12 protein-coding genes are annotated in these 18,813 nt (G+C 61.6%); 9 read left to right on the top strand and 3 right to left on the bottom strand.

What is annotated here, in order from left to right; translation table 11 throughout:
* The first annotated feature begins 4 nt into the window (after positions 1-4).
* The 6 genes from PDR5_RS18305 (at position 5) to PDR5_RS18280 (ending at position 10,508) form a co-directional block, all read left to right on the top strand.
* Complete coding sequence (locus PDR5_RS18305; RefSeq protein WP_064597778.1) at positions 5-1,732, top strand: autotransporter assembly complex protein TamA; 1,728 nt, start codon at positions 5-7, stop codon at positions 1,730-1,732.
* Entirely contained in the window at positions 1,729-5,403 is a 3,675-nt protein-coding gene (locus PDR5_RS18300) for a translocation/assembly module TamB domain-containing protein (RefSeq protein WP_064597777.1), read from the top strand. Before PDR5_RS18305 ends, PDR5_RS18300 begins: the two co-directional genes overlap by 4 nt.
* A gap of 247 nt (positions 5,404-5,650) precedes the next feature.
* On the top strand, positions 5,651-6,133 hold the full coding sequence (locus PDR5_RS18295) for a MarR family winged helix-turn-helix transcriptional regulator (protein ID WP_011334990.1): 483 nt from the start codon (positions 5,651-5,653) through the stop codon (positions 6,131-6,133).
* Positions 6,123-7,592: an efflux transporter outer membrane subunit gene (locus PDR5_RS18290; protein ID WP_064597775.1), complete on the top strand. Its 1,470-nt coding sequence runs from the start codon at positions 6,123-6,125 to the stop codon at positions 7,590-7,592. Before PDR5_RS18295 ends, PDR5_RS18290 begins: the two co-directional genes overlap by 11 nt.
* Positions 7,593-7,607: 15 nt before the next feature.
* A complete protein-coding gene (locus PDR5_RS18285) occupies positions 7,608-8,810 on the top strand; it encodes an HlyD family secretion protein (protein WP_039767481.1) in 1,203 nt (400 codons plus the stop codon).
* Between the two features lie 168 nt (positions 8,811-8,978).
* Positions 8,979-10,508: a DHA2 family efflux MFS transporter permease subunit gene (locus PDR5_RS18280; RefSeq protein WP_039767480.1), complete on the top strand. Its 1,530-nt coding sequence runs from the start codon at positions 8,979-8,981 to the stop codon at positions 10,506-10,508.
* A gap of 197 nt (positions 10,509-10,705) precedes the next feature.
* Here PDR5_RS18280 and lpxH read toward each other — a convergent pair whose 3' ends face one another.
* Entirely contained in the window at positions 10,706-11,452 is a 747-nt protein-coding gene (lpxH, locus tag PDR5_RS18275) for a UDP-2,3-diacylglucosamine diphosphatase (protein ID WP_064597773.1), read from the bottom strand.
* Positions 11,449-11,955 (bottom strand): peptidylprolyl isomerase, encoded by a 507-nt coding sequence (locus tag PDR5_RS18270; RefSeq protein ID WP_039767476.1) that lies wholly within the window; start codon positions 11,953-11,955, stop codon positions 11,449-11,451. Before PDR5_RS18270 ends, lpxH begins: the two co-directional genes overlap by 4 nt.
* A gap of 250 nt (positions 11,956-12,205) precedes the next feature.
* Between PDR5_RS18270 and PDR5_RS18265 the strand changes: the two genes are divergently transcribed.
* From PDR5_RS18265 to PDR5_RS18255, 3 genes are all read left to right on the top strand, one after another.
* Positions 12,206-13,906, top strand: a complete 1,701-nt coding sequence (locus PDR5_RS18265) for a glutamine--tRNA ligase/YqeY domain fusion protein (protein ID WP_064597770.1) — start codon at positions 12,206-12,208, stop codon at positions 13,904-13,906.
* A 20-nt stretch (positions 13,907-13,926) separates the two neighbouring features.
* A complete protein-coding gene (gene cysS, locus PDR5_RS18260; RefSeq protein WP_039767472.1) occupies positions 13,927-15,309 on the top strand; it encodes a cysteine--tRNA ligase in 1,383 nt (460 codons plus the stop codon).
* A 340-nt stretch (positions 15,310-15,649) separates the two neighbouring features.
* Positions 15,650-16,861: an MFS transporter gene (locus tag PDR5_RS18255; RefSeq protein ID WP_064597768.1), complete on the top strand. Its 1,212-nt coding sequence runs from the start codon at positions 15,650-15,652 to the stop codon at positions 16,859-16,861.
* Between the two features lie 16 nt (positions 16,862-16,877).
* Here PDR5_RS18255 and PDR5_RS18250 read toward each other — a convergent pair whose 3' ends face one another.
* The gene (locus PDR5_RS18250) at positions 16,878-18,743 is read right to left on the bottom strand and encodes a sigma-54-dependent Fis family transcriptional regulator (protein WP_064597766.1); all 1,866 of its coding nucleotides are present in this window, start codon (positions 18,741-18,743) and stop codon (positions 16,878-16,880) included.
* Positions 18,744-18,813 lie beyond the last annotated feature (70 nt).

Below are 18,813 nucleotides of genomic sequence, written 5' to 3'. Positions count from 1 at the left end.
GCCTATGAAGTTTCCAGGAAGATTTACCAGTGGCGTGCTCATGCTGTTAACCAGCTGCGCGGCGCTGGCGCAAAGTGAATTGGATGTGCGGATCAAACCGTCCAACGATGAACTGAAAGCCAATATAGAAGGCTATATCGGCAGCCTCGGCGATCGTGACGAAGAAGCCTTGCAGCGCTTCAGTCGCGGCGCCGAAGAACAGGCGCGCAAGGCCGCCCAGGCCTTGGGTTATTACCAGCCGCAGATCGAAAGTGACGTCAAGGGCGGTGAAAAACCGCGTCTGGTGCTGAACATCGATCCCGGCGAGCCGATCCGCCTGCGCAACGTGACCGTGCGTGTTGACGGCCCGGCGGCCTCTCTCAAATCCTTTCGAGTCCCCAAGAGTGACGTGCTCAAGCCCGGCGCGGTGCTCAACCATGGGCGTTACGAAGACGCCAAACGCCTGATTCAGAACCAGGCCTCGCGTTATGGCTTCTTCAGTGGCCGTTTCACCAGCCAGAAATTGATGGTCGACCCGCGCGCTGGGGTCGCCGACGTCGAACTGATCTACGAAAGCGGCCCGCGTTATGCGCTGGGCAAGGTCAGCTTCGAAGGCGACACGCCGTTCGACGAAGACCTGCTGCAACGCATGGTGCCGTTCAAGGCCGGCGAGCCGTATGACTCCGAGCTGATCGCCGAACTCAACCGCGACCTGCAATCGAGCGGCTATTTCGAAGGCGTGCGGGTCGACGCCGCGCCGACCGCCGCGAAAAACGACGTGATCCCGGTGGACGTCAAACTCGACACCCGCAAGCCGCGCACCATGGGCCTGGGTCTGGGTTATTCCACCGACGTCGGCCCGCGAATCAAGGCCAACTGGACCCGTCACTGGGTCAACCCGCAGGGCGACAGTTATGGCTGGGAGGCCGAACTGTCGGCTCCACGGCAGAACGTCGGTCTGTTCTACGACATCCCGCTGGACCCGCCGCTGACCGACAAACTGCGCTGGGCCGGCGGTTATCAATACGAGGACATCGACGGTTCCGACACCTTGAGCAAGCTGCTGACCTTCGGCCCGGAATGGCACAGCAAACTGCCCAGCGGCTGGCAGCGGGTGATCTCGTTGAAATGGCAGCGTGAGGAATACCAGCTCGGCGACGACTCCGGTCTGAGCACCTTGCTGATGCCCGGCGTCAGCTATTCCTACCTCAAGAGTGACAACCGCATCGACCCGCACAACGGCTATCGCCTGACCTTCGAAAGCAAAGTGGCGAAAGAAGGGCTCGGTTCGGACAACAACCTGCTTTATGGCACGGCGCTGATCAAGGGCCTGACCACCGTGTTCGACAAGCATCGCTTGCTCGGCCGAGTGCAGGTCGGCGGCAGTGCCACCAACGGTTACAAATCCGTACCGCCGTCGCTGCGCTTCTTCGCCGGTGGCGATCAGAGCGTGCGTGGTTACGACTATCAGAGCCTGTCCCCGGAGAACTCCGAGGGCGACCGCATCGGCGGGCGCTACATGGTGGCCGGCAGCGTCGAATACCAATACTCGATTGCCGAGAAGTGGCGCGTGGCGACCTTCGTCGATCAGGGCAACTCCTTCAACAAACTCGAACTGCCGAACCTCAAGACCGGGGTCGGTATCGGTGTGCGCTGGGTCTCGCCGGTGGGGCCGATCCGCCTCGACCTGGCCCATGCACTGGACGACGATGGCGGCATCCGGCTGCACTTTTCCATGGGGCCTGAGCTGTGAAGCGTGGTTTGAAAATATCGGCGCTGGCGCTGTTGTCGCTGGTGCTGCTGATTGTATTGAGCATCACCGCTGTGCTCGGAACCCAGGCCGGCAGCCGTTGGGTGCTGGGGCGAGTACCGGGCTTGAGCGTCGACAATTTCCAGGGCCGCCTCGGCGGGCAGTGGAGCGCCGATCATCTGTTGTGGCAGCAGGACAGCAGCCGCGTCGAGCTGAGCAAGCCGATCTTCGAATGGTCGCCGCTGTGCCTGACGCGCATGACGTTGTGCATCGAACAGCTCAAGGCCGATACCGTCAGCCTGCAATTCCCGCCGAGCGAAGAAGTCACTGAAAGCGGCCCGATCAAGCTTCCTGATCTGCAATTGCCCGTGGCCATCGAGCTGGGCGACGTGCAGGTCGGCAGCCTGTTGTTCAACGGCAGCGAAGCGTTGAAAGGCCTGCAACTGGCGGCGCACTGGACCGCCAAGGGTCTGCAGATCGACAGTGTGAAACTGCAACGCGACGAGTTGAGCCTGAACCTGTCCGGCCTGTTGCAACCGACCGGCAACTGGCCGCTGAACATTGCCGGTGATCTGACCTTGCCGTCGCCCGCTCCCGAGCCGTGGACGCTGGCGCTGAAAATCGACGGCGACCTGCTGAAAACCCTCAACCTGCACGCCGACAGCCGTGGCTACCTCAACGGCCAGTTGAGCGGCGAGCTGCAACCGCTGGCGGAAAACCTGCCGGCCAAAGTGCGGATCACCTCGGAGGCGTTCAAGCCGAGCGCCGATCTGCCGGACACCCTGCAATTCAATCAGCTGCTATTGACCGGCGAAGGCGACCTGAAAAACGGTTACCAACTGCTCGGCAATGCGACGCTGCCTGCCGAGAAAGGCCCGGTGGCGCTGTTGCTCAAAGGCAAGGTTGACGCCAAAGGCGCGCAGATTGCTGGCCTCGACCTGACAGCCAACGACAAGCAAAGCCTCAAGCTCACCGGCAATGTCGACTGGAGCAAAGGCCTCAGCGCCCAGGCCAACATCAACTGGCTGGATTTTCCTTGGCACCGGCTCTATCCGGAAATCGACGAGCCGCAGGTCGCTTTGCGTACCTTCACCGGCGAAGTCTCCTACACCGACGGTCAGTACCTCGGTAACTTCGCCGCCGCTGCAGATGGGCCGGCGGGGGCGTTCACCCTGAGCAGTCCGTTCAGCGGCAATCTCAAGCAGATTTTCCTGCCACAACTGAAACTCGAAGCCGGGCAGGGTAAGGCCGAAGGCCATGTGAACGTGCAGTTCGCCGATGGCATTGCCTGGGACACCGCGCTGGAACTGTCGGCGCTCAACCCGGCGTACTGGGTTGCGGAGTTGCCGGGCACCCTGGCCGGCCCGTTGAAAAGCAAAGGCGAAATGAAAAACGAGCGCCTGAGCCTGAATGCCGACCTCGATCTGAAGGGCAAACTGCGCGGGCAACCGGCGATCCTGCAAGCCAAGGCTGACGGCGCCGGCGAGCAGTGGAATCTGAACGCCCTGCAAATTCGCCTCGGCGACAACAGCATCAACGGCAAGGGCAGCCTGCAACAGAAGCTCACCGGGCAGATCGACATCAAACTGGCGCGACTGGCCCAGCTCTGGCCGCAACTGCGCGGGCAGATCAACGGGCGGGTCGATGTCGCCGGCACGCTCAAGGCGCCGCAGGGCAAGCTCGGCCTGCAAGGTTCGCAACTGGCGTTCCAGGACAATCGCCTGCAAAGCCTCAACCTCGACGCCACCCTCGACAGTGCGCAACGGGCGAAGATCGACCTCAAGGGTAGCGGCATCCAGGCCGGCGATACGTCGCTGGGCACCCTGACCGTCAGCGCTCAGGGCGATATCAAAAACCAGAAACTCAACCTCGACCTGCTCGGGCCGAAGCTGAAACTTGCGTTGGGTCTGGACGGCAATCTGGACAAGGGCAACTGGCGCGGGCGTCTGGCCAGCGGCGACATTCAGGCCGGCGGCCAGGACTGGAAGCTGCAAAACCCTGCCAAACTCGAACGGCTGGCCGACGGCAAGATCAACTTTGGCGCCCATTGTTGGATGTCCGGCAATGCCAGCCTGTGCGGTGAAGACCAGCGCCTGATGCCGGAGCCGAAGTTGCGTTATCACCTCAAGCAATTCCCGATCGAAAGCCTGGCGCAGTGGCTGCCGAAGGATTTCGCCTGGCAGGGCAAGCTCAACGCCGACCTGCAACTGGACCTGCCGGCCAGCGGCCCGAACGGCCAGGTCAGCATCGATGCCAGCGGCGGCACCTTGCGCATGCGCGAGAAGGATCAGTGGCTGGACTTCCCGTACCAGACCCTCAAGCTCACCAGCAAACTCACGCCGAAACGCATCGACACTGATCTCAACTTCGTCGGCGGCAAGCTCGGTGAGCTGATGGTGCAGGCGCAGCTCAACCCGCTGCCGAAGAACAAACCGCTCAGCGGTACATTCCGCCTCAGCGGACTGGATCTGTCGGTGGCGCGGCCGTTTGTGCCGATGGTCGAAAAACTCACCGGGCGCCTGAACGGCAGCGGCACGATTTCCGGTGGGCTGCTCGCGCCGCTGGTCAACGGCACGGTGCAGCTCAGCGACGGCGAAGTGTCCGGGCCGGAGTTGCCGATCGAGCTGCAAGCGTTGCAACTACAAGCGGTGATCGCCGGTGAAGCCGTGCAATTGAACGGCGGCTGGAAAAGCGGCAAGAGCGGGCAGGGCAGCCTGAACGGCAACATCGCCTGGGGTCAGGCGCTGGTGGTGGATCTGGCGCTCAAGGGCACGCAATTGCCAGTGACGGTCGAACCCTACGCCAAACTGGAAGTGGCGCCGGACCTGAAGATTTCCATGGCCGGCGATGAGCTGGCGATTGCCGGCAAGGTGCTGGTACCGAAAGGCGAAATCACCGTGCGCGAACTGCCGCCATCGACGGTGAAAGTCTCCGATGACACGATCATCGTCGGCGCGCAAACCGAGGAGGGCAAACCGCCGCTGGCGATGAAAATGGACATCGATGTGGTGGTCGGCCAGGACAAGTTGAGCTTCGCCGGGTTCGGCCTGACCGCGAACCTGCAAGGCCAGGTGCACATCGGCGACAACATGGATACTCGCGGTGAACTGTGGCTCAACGACGGACGCTACCGCGCTTATGGTCAGCGCCTGACGGTGCGTCGCGCGCGTCTGCTGTTTGCCGGCCCGATCGATCAGCCATATCTGGACATCGAAGCGATTCGCCAGACCGATGATGTGATCGCCGGTATCCGCCTGAGCGGCAGCGCCGAGCAGCCGACGACACAGATCTTCTCGGAACCGGCCATGAGCCAGGAACAGGCGCTGTCTTATCTGGTGCTGGGGCGTCCGCTGAGCACCACCGGCGAGGACAACAACATGCTCGCGCAGACGGCACTCGGTCTGGGCCTGATGGGCAGTTCCGGGGTCACCAGCAGTCTGGCCAGCGACCTGGGCATTCAGGACTTTCAGCTCGACACCCAGGGCAGCGGCAACACCACCAGCGTGGTGGCCAGCGGTAACATCTCGGAAAAACTCAGCCTGCGCTATGGCGTCGGCGTGTTCGAGCCGGCCAACACCATCGCCTTGCGTTACAAACTGAGCAAAAAGGTTTACCTCGAAGCCGCCAGCGGTGTGGCCAGCTCGCTGGACATCTTCTACAAGCGGGATTTCTAGCCCGCTTTTCCCTGCCTGTATTAACAAGTTGGTGCAATCGCCAGCAGACTGACTCCCACAGGGTTTTGTGAAGTTCACAACTGTGTGGGAGCGAGCCTGCTCGCGATGGCGTCTGCACGGACGACAGAAAAACCCAATCCATTGGTCAACTAATTACAAAGCAACCTAACTATTACGTTGACATTCGCTGCCTAGGCAGTAACATCTCGACATACATTCACTGCCTAGGCAGTTATTAGGTGAGCACATGAAGCATTTCACCCCTGACGAATTCCAGCATTGCCATCTCGGCCTGTTGCTCGGCCGTGCCGCTTTACTCAAGGACAAGATCATCGACACCCACATGGAACCCCACGGCATCACCGCCGCGCAGTTCAAGGTGTTGATCATCATGGCCCAGTTCGGCGTCGACACTCCGGCCGAGCTGTGCCGGCACCTGTCGCTGGACAGCGGTTCGATGACTCGGATGCTCGATCGTCTGGAGCAGAAAGGTTTCCTGGTTCGCCAACGCAGCGAAGGTGATCGCCGTCAGGTGCAACTGAAACTCACCGAGCAGGGCCAGCAACTGGCCGATCGCCTGCCGCACATCGGCGCCGACGCCATGAATGAACTGGCCGGCGCCGTGACCCCGGACGAGTTGAAAACCCTGGAATACATCCTCAAGAAAATTTTGCTGGCAGCCGGTGACCCGATCACCATCCAGCGGTTAGGTGAACACAATGAGCGGTAAAACCTTGCGCAGCAGCCTGACACTGGTGCTGTCGGCGATGATCCTCGCCGGTTGCGCCAACTACAGTGGCCTCGATACCCAGGGCGCCAGCCTCGATGCGAAAACCCTGCAGACCGGGCAATCGCTCAACGGCGTCACCCTGTCCCAGGCCGCGTGGCCGAAGAGCGACTGGTGGACCAGCCTCGGCGATCCGCAGCTCGACGGCCTGATCCGCGAAGCCCTGAAAGACAGCCCGGACATGCAGATCGCCGACGCCCGTGCCCATCAGGCCAGCGCCGCCGCGTATGCCGCCGATGCCGAGCGTTATCCGACCCTCGACGCCAGCGCCGGCATCAGCCGCTCGCGTCTGGCCCGGGATCAGGATCCATTGGGGCAGGGTGGGGCTTACTCCACCGTGCGCAACATCAGCGCCGGCTTCAATTACAACTTCGACCTGTGGGGCGGTCAGCGTGACGCCTGGGAAGCTGCACTCGGTCAGGCCCGCGCCGCCGAAGTCGACCGTCAGGCCGCGCAACTGACCCTCGCCGCCGACGTGGCTCGGGCCTACAGCGATCTGGGTCAGGCGCACATCGTTTATGACCTGGCCAACGAAGATTTGAAGCGCACCAAACAGATGCTCGACCTGAGCCAGCGTCGTTTGAGCTCGGGGATCGACAGCCAGTACCAGTTCCAGCAGACCCAAAGTCTGGAAGCCAGCTCCGAAGCCAGCCTGATCGACGCCGAAAAACGCCTGAACAGCGCAAAAATCGCCCTGGCCGTACTGCTCGGCAAAGGCCCGGATCGCGGCAACGAAATCGCTAGACCGAAAGTTTTGCAAGCCAGCGCCGTGGCATTGCCCTCGGTGCTGCCGGCCGAGCTGCTGGGCCGTCGCCCGGATCTGGTCGCCGCGCGCTGGCGTGTCGAGGCGGCGAGCAAGGACATCGACTCGGCCAAGACCCGCTTCTATCCCAACCTGAACCTGTCGGCTTCCGCCGGTGCCGAATCCTTGTTGGGGGACGCGATGTTCGGCTCCGCCAGTCGCTTCTTCAACATTGCCCCGACGATTTCGGTGCCGATCTTCGATGGCGGGCGCCTGCGCGCCAACCTCGATGCCCGCGACGCCGATTACGACCTCGCCGTGGCGCAGTACAACAAAAGCCTGGTGAAAGCCCTGGGCGATGTCAGCGACACGATCAACCAGCTGCGTGACATCGGCCGGCAGATCGGCGCCCAGCAGCACGCGACCGAGATTGCCCAGGATTCTTACAACACCGTCGTCCAGCGTTACGGTTCCGGCATCGGCAACTACCTGGACGTGCTCAGCATCGAGCAGCAATTGCTGCAGGCCCAGCGTCAGCTGGCCAACCTGAATGCCGAGCAGATCGACCTGTCGATTCAACTGATGCAAGCGCTGGGCGGCGGCTTCCAGGGTGAAACCCTGACCGCAGCCAACGCCACCCCAGCCACGCCGCACAACTAATTCAAGGTACTTGTCATGGCCACTGCCGAAAACACACAAGCTCAAGACAACGCCCAGGACACTGGCAATCCGCGCAAACGCAAGGTGATGCTGCTGGTGCTGGCCGTTGTGGTTGCCCTCGCCGGTGCCGGTGTCTGGGCGTATCACGAATTCATCGGGCGCTGGAGCGAAAGCACCGACGACGCCTACGTCAACGGCAACGTGGTGGAAATCACCCCGCTGGTGACCGGCACCGTGGTCAGCATCGGTGCCGACGATGGTGACTTGGTTCATGAAGGCCAGGTGCTGATCAACTTCGACCCGAACGACGCCGAAGTCGGCCTGCAAAGTGCCAAGGCCAATCTGGCCCGCACCGTGCGTCAGGTGCGCGGTCTGTACAGTAACGTCGACGGCATGAAGGCCCAGGTCAATGCGCAACAGGCCGAAGTGCAGAAAGCCCAGGACAACTTCAACCGTCGTAAGAACCTAGCTGCTGGCGGGGCGATTTCCCAGGAAGAACTGTCCCACGCTCGCGACGATCTGACCTCGGCGCAAAACGCCCTGGCCAACGCCAGGCAGCAGTTGAAAACCACCAGCGCGCTGGTCGATGACACCGTGGTCTCCTCGCACCCGGACGTGATGGCCGCCGCCGCGCAACTGCGTCAGGCCTACTTGACCAACGCGCGCAGCACCTTGATTGCGCCGGTCACCGGTTATGTCGCCAAACGCACCGTGCAACTCGGTCAGCGTGTGCAGCCGGGCACTGCGCTGATGGCGGTGATTCCACTGGATCAGCTGTGGATCGACGCCAACTTCAAGGAAACCCAGCTGCGTGACATGCGCATTGGCCAACCGGTGGAGATCGAGTCGGACATCTACGGCAGCGACGTCAAGTTCAGCGGCACCATCGATAGCCTCGGCGCGGGCACCGGCAGCGCGTTCGCCCTGTTGCCGGCGCAGAACGCCACCGGTAACTGGATCAAGATCGTGCAGCGTGTGCCGGTACGGATTCACGTCAACGCCGAAGAGCTGGCCAAGCACCCGCTGCGCGTCGGTCTGTCGACCAATGTCGAGGTCAACCTGCACGACCAGAGCGGCCCGGTACTGGCCCAGCAACCGCCGCAAAAGGCCTCGTTCAGCACCAACGTCTACGACCGCCAACTGGCCGAAGCCGACGCGATGATCACCCAGTTGATCCACGACAACAGCGCCGCGGTCAGCAAGACTGCGCAACGCTGATCCCATCCTGTGGGAGCGAGCTTGCTCCGGGCGGCGTTCCGACGATGGCGATTTTCAATTCAACAGTTTTGTTGGCTGAGCCGCCGTCTTCGCGAGCAGGCTCGCTCCCACAAAGGGCGACTGCGTCTGTAACAGACACGGCGCCAACCCGGCTTCATAGGATTCACGATGAGCAATAACGCCTCTTTTACGCCGCCCAGCCTGTTGCTCAGCACCATCGGCCTGTCGCTGGCGACCTTCATGCAGGTGCTCGACACCACCATCGCCAACGTGGCGTTGCCGACCATTTCCGGCAACCTCGGCGTGAGTTCGGAGCAGGGCACCTGGGTCATAACCTCGTTTGCCGTGAGCAACGCCATTGCGCTGCCGCTCACCGGCTGGCTGAGCCGTCGCTTCGGCGAGGTGAAGCTGTTTCTGTGGGCGACCATCCTGTTTGTGCTGGCTTCGTTCCTCTGCGGTATTTCCACATCGATGCCGGAACTGATCGGCTTCCGCGTGCTGCAAGGCCTGGTGGCCGGGCCGTTGTACCCGATGACCCAGACACTGCTGATTGCGGTGTATCCGCCGGCGAGGCGGGGCATGGCCCTGGCGTTGCTGGCGATGGTCACGGTGGTGGCGCCGATTGCCGGGCCGATCCTCGGCGGCTGGATCACCGACAGTTACAGCTGGCCGTGGATTTTCTTCATCAACGTGCCGATCGGCATCTTCGCGGTGATGGTGGTGCGCCAGCAACTGGCCAAACGCCCGGTGGTCACCAGCCATCAGCCGATGGATTACGTCGGGCTGATCACGCTGATCATCGGCGTGGGCGCATTGCAGGTGATCCTCGACAAGGGCAATGACCTGGACTGGTTCGAGTCGAACTTCATCATCATCGGCGCGGCGATTTCGGTGATCGCGCTGGCGGTGTTCGTGATCTGGGAAATGACCGACCAGCATCCGGTGGTCAACCTGCGGCTGTTTGCCTATCGCAACTTCCGCATCGGCACGCTGGTGCTGGTGTTGGGTTACGCCGGGTTCTTCGGCATCAACCTGATCCTGCCGCAGTGGTTGCAGACCCAGATGGGCTACACCGCGACCTGGGCCGGTCTGGCGGTGGCGCCGATCGGTATTCTGCCGGTGCTGTTGTCGCCGTTTGTCGGCAAGTACGCGCACAAGTTCGACCTGCGCCTGCTGGCCGGGCTGGCGTTCCTGGCGATCGGCTTGAGCTGCTTCATGCGCGCCGAGTTCACCAACGAAGTGGACTTCCAGCACATCGCCCTGGTGCAGTTGTTCATGGGGATTGGCGTGGCGCTGTTTTTCATGCCGACCCTGAGCATTCTGATGTCGGACCTGCCGCCGAGCCAGATTGCCGATGGCGCGGGTCTGGCGACGTTTCTGCGGACACTGGGCGGCAGCTTTGCGGCGTCGTTGACTACGTGGATCTGGATTCGCCGGGCGGATCAGCATCATGCCTATATGAGCGAGAGCATCAGCACCTTCGAGCCAGCGACTCGCGAGACCTTGCATTCGCTGGGTGGCGCGAGCCAATCGGCCTATGCGCAGATGGATCAGATCCTCACCAGTCAGGCGTACATGCTTTCCACCGTGGATTACTTCACGTTGCTGGGGTGGGGGTTCATGGGTTTGATTCTGATTGTGTGGCTGGCTAAACCGCCGTTTGCTGCCAAGGCAGGCCCGGCTGCTTCCGGGCACTAAGATCAAAAGCTTTCCCTCACCCTAACCCTCCCGAAACGTCGGACCGCCCGGAGGGAGAGGGGACTGACCGAAGTGGATGTGCGAGGTCATCGACCTGAAAGTCTTCAGTCGAACTCAGGTTTGAAAAGCATGAAGGTCGGCTCCCTTTCCCCCTCGCCCCCTTGGGGGAGAGGGCTGGGGTGAGGGGGTGGCGATCTTCAGCCGTGCGGCAATGCCAGCGGCGGCGCAAAGTCAAACGGCGCCAACGCAAACCCGTTCTCATCCACCTGCAACGCCCAACCCTGACGATCCCAATCCCCCAGCACAATCCGCTTCGCCGCCTGATCGCCGATCTGCAACTTGTGGATCGCCGGGCGATGGGTGTGCCCGTGAACCAAGGTTTTCACCCCGTATTCCTGCATGATCCGCGGAATTTCCTCCGGCGTGACATCGACGATGTCATTGGCCTTCATCCGCGTCTGCGCCCGGCTTTCGCTGCGCAGCTTGCGCGCGAGTTTGTGCCGGGTGCGCAAGGGCAGGTTGCGCAGGATGAACAGGCTCAGCGGGTTGCGCAGGTAGCGGCGCAGCTTCATATAGGCTTCGTCGCGGGTGCACAGGCTGTCGCCGTGCATCAGCAGCACCGGTTCGCCGTAAAACTGCACGACACTCGGATCCTTCAACAGCGTGCAGCCGGCCTCTTTACAGAAGGCCTTGCCGAGCATGAAGTCGCGATTGCCGTGCATCAGAAAAATCGCCGTGCCGCTGTCGCTGAGTTCGCGCAGGGCCTGGCAGATGGAACGCTGGAAGGGGGTCATGGCGTCGTCGCCAATCCACGCCTCGAAGAAGTCGCCCAGAATGTACAACGCACTCGCCGAGCGGGCGCGTCCGGCGAGTAAATCCAGAAACGCCCGGGTAATGTCCGGGCGCTCCTCTTCCAGATGCAAGTCTGAAATCAGCAATATCACGCTTCGATGATCTCGGCTTTCTCGATGATCACGTCGTCTGCGGGTACGTCCTGGTGGCCTGCCTTGGACGTGGTGGAAACGCCTTCGATCTTGTCGACAACGTCGGTGCCCGAAACCACTTTACCGAACACGGCATAACCCCAGCCCTGAGCGGTCTTGGCGGTGTGGTTCAGGAAGCTGTTGTCGGAGGCGTTGATGAAGAACTGCGCCGAAGCCGAATGCGGGTCCATGGTACGGGCCATGGCGATGGTGTACTTGTCGTTCTTCAGACCGTTGTCGGCTTCGTTCTGGATGCTCGGGCTCTTGTCTTTCTTTTCTTTCATGCCTGGCTCGAAACCGCCGCCCTGGATCATGAAGCCTTTGATGACGCGGTGGAACACGACGTTCTCGTAGTGACCTTTTTTGACGTATTCGATGAAGTTGGCGGTGGTGAGAGGCGCCTTTTCAGCGTTCAGTTCGATGACGATGTCACCGAAGTTGGTGGTCAATTTAACTTGAGTCATGATCGATGCTCTTTATAAGGAATTCGTGGGTATTGGGACATTTGGGCCCCGTACCGGTTCAGCCCGTGAGGGCCAAGGTGCGCAGTTTAGCGTGACAGGCGCGAATTTCGAGGCTGTTTTTCAAAACCCGGCGATTAAATGCATTCCTTTTAAGCCCTGCTCTGTCAGGGGCTTGACAGCATCGGCTATGATAGCCGCTTTGTTTTGTCAGGCCCGTGTCCCGGCCGCGCACTGTACGTTCAAGGATCCTATGAGCAAGCCCACTGTCGACCCTACCTCGAATTCCAAGACCGGCCCCGTTACGCCGGTCAATTTCCTGCGCCCGATCATCCAGGCGGACCTGGACTCGGGTAAGCACACGCAGATCGTCACCCGTTTCCCGCCTGAGCCCAACGGCTACCTGCACATCGGCCACGCCAAGTCGATCTGTGTGAACTTCGGCCTGGCCCAGGAGTTCGGCGGCGTTACCCACCTGCGTTTCGACGACACCAACCCGGCCAAGGAAGACCAGGAATACATCGACGCGATCGAAAGCGACGTCAAATGGCTGGGCTTCGAATGGTCCGGCGAAGTGCGCTACGCCTCGCAATATTTCGACCAGTTGCACGACTGGGCCGTCGAGCTGATCAAGGCCGGCAAGGCCTACGTCGACGACCTGACGCCCGAGCAAGCCAGGGAATACCGCGGCAGCTTGACCGAGCCTGGCAAGAACAGCCCGTTCCGCGACCGTTCGGTGGAAGAGAACCTGGACTGGTTCGCCCGCATGCGCGCCGGTGAGTTCCCGGACGGTGCCCGCGTACTGCGTGCCAAGATCGACATGGCCTCGCCGAACATGAACCTGCGCGACCCGATCATGTACCGCATCCGCCACGCCCATCACCACCAGACCGGTGACAAGTGGTGCATCTACCCGAACTACGACTTCACCCACGGTCAGTCGGACGCCATCGAAGGCATCACCCACTCGATCTGCACCCTGGAGTTCGAAAGCCATCGTCCGCTGTACGAGTGGTTCCTCGACGCACTGCCAGTGCCGGCGCACCCGCGTCAGTACGAGTTCAGCCGTCTGAACCTCAACTACACCATCACCAGCAAGCGCAAGCTCAAGCAACTGGTTGACGAGAAACACGTCAACGGCTGGGACGATCCGCGCATGTCCACGCTGTCGGGCTTCCGCCGCCGTGGCTACACCCCGGCATCGATCCGCAACTTCTGCGAGATGATCGGCACCAACCGTTCCGACGGCGTGGTCGACTTCGGCATGCTCGAGTTCAGCATCCGTCAGGACCTGGACGCGAACGCCCCACGCGCTATGTGCGTGCTGCGTCCGTTGAAAGTCGTGATCACCAACTACCCGGAAGGCCAGGTCGACAACCTCGAACTGCCGCGTCATCCGCAGAAAGAAGAACTCGGCGTGCGCCAGCTGCCGTTCGCCCGTGAAATCTACATCGACCGCGATGACTTCATGGAAGAACCGCCAAAAGGCTACAAGCGTCTGGAGCCGAATGGCGAAGTGCGTCTGCGCGGCAGCTACGTGATCCGTGCCGACGAAGCGATCAAGGACGCCGACGGCAACATCGTCGAGCTGCGTTGCTCGTACGATCCGGACACCCTGGGCAAGAACCCTGAAGGCCGCAAGGTCAAAGGCGTGATCCACTGGGTGCCGGCCGCTGCCAGCATCGAGTGCGAAGTGCGTCTGTACGATCGCCTGTTCCGTTCTCCGAACCCGGAGAAGGCCGAAGACAGCGCGAGTTTCCTGGACAACATCAACCCTGACTCACTGCAAGTGCTGACCGGTTGTCGTGCTGAACCCTCGCTGGGCAACGCACAGCCGGAAGACCGTTTCCAGTTCGAGCGCGAAGGCTACTTCGTCGCGGATATCAAGGACTCGAAACCAGGTCAGCCGGTATTCAACCGTACCGTGACCCTGCGTGATTCGTGGGGCCAGTGATCAAGTCTTAAGGAAACACCGTGCTTACGATCTACAACACGCTCACCAAGAGCAAAGAAGTCTTCAAGCCGCTGGATGGCAACAAGGTGCGCATGTACGTCTGCGGGATGACCGTGTACGACTACTGCCACCTGGGCCACGGCCGCAGCATGGTCGCGTTCGACCTGGTGACCCGCTGGTTGCGGTTCAGCGGTTATGACCTGACCTATGTGCGCAACATCACCGACATCGACGACAAGATCATCAACCGGGCCAACGAGAACGGCGAGTCGTTCGAAGCGTTGACCGAGCGCATGATCGCCGCGATGCACGAAGACGAAGCGCGCCTGAACATCCAGAAGCCGGACATGGAGCCGCGTGCCACGGACCACATTCCGGGCATGCACGCGATGATCCAGACCCTGATCGACAAAGGTTACGCCTACGCCCCGGGCAATGGCGACGTGTACTACCGCGTCGGCAAGTTCATGGGCTACGGCAAGCTCTCGCGCAAGAAGATCGAAGACCTGCGCATCGGTGCGCGGATCGAGGTCGACGAAGCCAAGGAAGATCCGCTGGACTTCGTGCTATGGAAAGGCGTCAAGCCGGGCGAGCCGAGCTGGGAATCGCCGTGGGGCGCCGGGCGTCCGGGCTGGCACATCGAGTGCTCGGTGATGTCCACCTGCTGCCTGGGTGAGACGTTCGACATTCATGGCGGCGGCAGCGACCTCGAGTTCCCGCACCACGAAAACGAAATCGCCCAGAGCGAAGCGGCCACCGGCAAGACCTACGCCAACGCGTGGATGCATTGCGGCATGATCCGTATCAATGGCGAGAAGATGTCCAAGTCCTTGAACAACTTCTTCACCATTCGCGACGTGCTCGACAAGTACCACCCGGAAGTCGTGCGTTACCTGCTGGTGTCGAGCCACTACCGCAGCGCGATCAACTATTCGGAAGACAACCTCAAGGACGCCAAGGGCGCACTGGAGCGTTTCTACCACGCGTTGAAAGGCCTGCCGAACGTGGCACCGGCTGGCGGTGAAGCGTTCGTCGAGCGCTTCACCACAGTGATGAACGACGACTTCGGCACGCCGGAAGCCTGCGCGGTGCTGTTCGAGATGGTCCGTGAGATCAACCGTCTGCGCGAGAGCGATCTCGATGCAGCGGCCGGTCTGGCGGCGCGTCTGAAAGAACTGGCCAGCGTGCTGGGTGTGTTGCAGCTCGAAGCCGATGACTTCCTGCAGGCCGGCGCCGAAGGGCGTGTCGATGCCGCCGAAGTCGAGGCGCTGATCGCTGCGCGTCTGGCGGCACGTGCCGGCAAGGACTGGGCCGAATCCGACCGCATCCGCGACCAGCTCACCGCCATGGGCGTGGTGCTGGAAGACGGCAAGGGCGGCACGACCTGGCGTCTGGCTGACTGATTGCTGCACCTGTTGCAAACAAAACCCGCCTTGTGCGGGTTTTTGTTTGGCTGCGAGAAGAGCCCCTCACCCTAACCCTCTCCCAAAGGGAGAGGGGACTGAATGGGGGATATTCAAGAAATACGCCGACCTGAAAGGTTTTCTCCGAATCCATAATCGACGCAATCTCTCAGGTCGATGTAGAACGCCAGACACCTCGGTCAGCTCCCTCTCCCTCCGGGCGGTCCGACGTTTCGGGAGGGCTGGGGTGAGGGATTGCTTTTGACGTTCGCGTAGGTCTTGATGTCCGCAACGCGCTCAGCCGGATGCTGATCGGCGACGTTTATGGAATGGAGAAATCATGGCTAATCACTATCGCGAGTTGGTATCGACACCCGGCGCGACCGGGCTGATCCTCGCGAGCTCTATTGCCCGACTGCCCCAGGCAATGATCGGCATCGGCATCATCACCATGCTGGTGCAGCAGACCGGCGTTTACTGGCTGGCCGGTGCAGTCGCCGGTACGTTTACCCTGGCCAATGCGCTGCTCGGCCCGCGCATCTCGAAACAGGTTGATCGGCGTGGCCAGAGTCGCGTGCTGCCCGTCGTCACGGCGTTCAGCATCGTCATGTTGCTGGCGCTGATTGTTGCGGTGCACCTGAGGGCGCCGGCCGCGCTGTTTTTTGTGCTGGCGGCACTGGCAGGGACGATGCCGAGCATGCCGTCCATGATCCGCGCACGCTGGACGCAGCTGTTTCGTGGCAAGCCACAACTGCACACCGCGTTCTCGCTGGACACGGTCCTCACCGAACTCGCTTACATCATCGGCCCGCCACTGGCGATCGGTTTGAGCGTGAGTTTCTTCGCGGAAGCCGGGCCGCTGGTGGCGGTGGGGCTGCTGGCCGTCGGCGTGACGGCGTTTCTCATGCAGCGTCAGACCGAACCGAAAGTCGTGGCGGGCAACCGGAAAAACAGTGGTTCGACCCTGCTGATTCCCGGCGTTCGCACCATCGTCCTGGCACTGCTGGCGATGGGCGCCATTGGCGGATCGATCGATGTCGCCGTTGTGGCCTTCGCCAATGCCCAGGGCTGGCCAGCGTCCGCCACCTTCATCCTCGCTGCCTATGCGTTCGGCTCGCTGGTGGCGGGCCTGACCTTCGGCGCGTTGCGGGTTTCGCTGGCGATTGAAAAGCAGTTCTTTATCGGGATCCTGGTCACGGCAGTCACCGGCGTATTGCCGATTTTCTCACCGGACGTTTATGTCCTTACCGCGATGCTGTTTATCGCCGGCATCTCGTTCGCGCCGACCATGGTGGTGGTCATGAAGCTGGGAACAATCATCATCCCTGCAGCGAGGATGACCGAAGGCCTGACGTGGATGACCACCGGGATCAGCATCGGCGTGGCGCTCGGCGGCATGCTGGCGGGGCTGGTGATTGATGCCTGGGGCGCCCGGGCAGGGTTCGGCGTTGCGATAGCCGCAGGTCTGATGATGATGGTCGTGGTGCTGATGGGCCTGCGGACGTTGGCGGCCGCATCGACTGCGCCTGTTGAACCAGCAATTTCGGCCTGACCCGCTATGGGGGCGCTCAGCTTTCAAGCTGCCGCAATCGCTTGTACAGCGTATTGCGGCTCACCCCCAATCGCCGAGCCAGGTGGGAAATATTCCCGCCGGCCAGTTGCAACTCCCGGTTCAGCGCCTCGGCATCGTTCAGGTCGATGCCCAACGGCTCGGCGACTTCCACCGGCTCCATCTCCAGATCGACGAAGAAGTCGTCCGGCAAATGCTCGGGCCGGATCGGTTGTTCCTCGGCCATCGCCAGCGCCACCTGCATCACGCTGCTGACCTGGCGCAGGTTGCCTGGCCACGGATGCCGTTCGAACAGTTCCAGCACCTCGCGACTCAATCCTGCCCACTGCGACGGCTCGCGATGTTGTTCCCACAGCCGTTTGAACAGCGCTTGCTTGTCGCTGCGCTCGCGAAGCGGAGGTAGTTCCAAGGTCAGGCCGCCGATGCGGTAGTACAAATCCTCGCGAAAACGCCCCAGTTGCACCTGTTCCCTGAGCGAACGGTTGGTGGCGGAAATGATCCGCAGATCCACCGGGAACAGCTCGCTGCTGCCCACCGGTTGCACGCAGCGCTCCTGCAACACCCGCAACAGCCGGGCCTGAGTCGGCAGTGGCATATCGCCAATTTCATCGAGGAACAGGGTGCCCTTGTCGGCCTTGCGGATCAGGCCGATGCTGCCTTTCTGGTTGGCGCCGGTGAACGCGCCTTTCTCGTAACCGAACAGCTCGGACTCCACCAGTTCGGCGGGGATCGCCGCGCAGTTGACGGCGATGAACGCCTGTTTGCTGCGGGAGCTGGCCTGATGCAGGGCCTTGACGAAGACTTCCTTGCCGACCCCGGTTTCCCCGTGAATCAGCAGCGGAATGTCCTTTTCCAGCAAGCGTTCGGCCTGGCGCACGGCTTTCTCCACGCGGCTGTCGCCGAAGTGCAACGTGCTCAGGCTGATGGCGGTGGGTGCGGCGACTTTCGGTTCGGCGGTTCTGGCTTCAGCGGTTCTTGTTTCAGTGAAGACGCGCGCCTGAATCGGCGCCTGTTTAGGTCGCTTCAACAAACACTGGAAACGATTGCGCCCGGAGGTCTGCAAGGCGAACGGCAAACCTTCCGGCTGATTGATCAACTCCAGCAACGACACCTTGAACAGGCTTTCAACGCTGACCCGCGACAAGCGGACACCCAGCAGATTGTCGGCCCGACGGTTGGCCGACAGCACCTGACCGCTCTCATCAAAGATCAGCAGCCCGGCCCACTGACTGTCGAGGTTGTTCAACCCGGTGTTGAAGGTTAGTTGAAAGTGCTGGCCATGGAACAGGTTGAGGATCAGCCGGTTTTCCACGGTCTGGCTCATCATCTTGACCATGCCGAGGGTGTGCGAGGGCGGCAGATAACTGTCGCTGGACACATCGAGTACGGCGATGACCTTGCGCTCGGCATCGAAAATCGGTGCGGCGGAACCGGTCATGAAGCGGTTGGCCTTGAGAAAGTGTTCATCGTGTTCGATGTGCACCGCCTGCTCGCAGGCCAGCGCCGTGCCGATGGCGTTGGTGCCGCTGGCGCGTTCGATCCAACTCGCTCCCGGTTGAAAACCCCGCGCCAGACTCGGCTCGATAAAGCGTTGCGTGCCCCACGAGGTCAGCACCTGGCCCTGATTGTCGGCGAGCATGATCAGGCAGTTGGAATTGCTGAGGATGTTTTCGTAGTAGGGCAAGACTTCCTGGTGGGTGGTCTGCACCAGCGCGTGATGGCTGTCGAGCAGATGCGCGATGCCGGCGGCGGGCAACTGATCAAAGGCCGGGGCGCTTTGGTGATCCAGACCGAACGCGCGGCAACGTTGCCAGGAACTCTGGACGAGGGCGTCGTGGGAAAGCGGCGAGGCAGGTGCGGCCATGATTGGCAGTCTCTGAAGGGTGCTTTGTTGTTTTTGTTATGGCTCGTTCGACGAGCAAAAAGCATCCATA

Origin of the sequence: Pseudomonas sp. DR 5-09 (genome assembly GCF_001655595.1) — a bacterium.
GTDB lineage: Bacteria > Pseudomonadota > Gammaproteobacteria > Pseudomonadales > Pseudomonadaceae > Aquipseudomonas > Aquipseudomonas pharyngis.
This window is presented reverse-complemented; position numbering and strand designations above follow the sequence as displayed.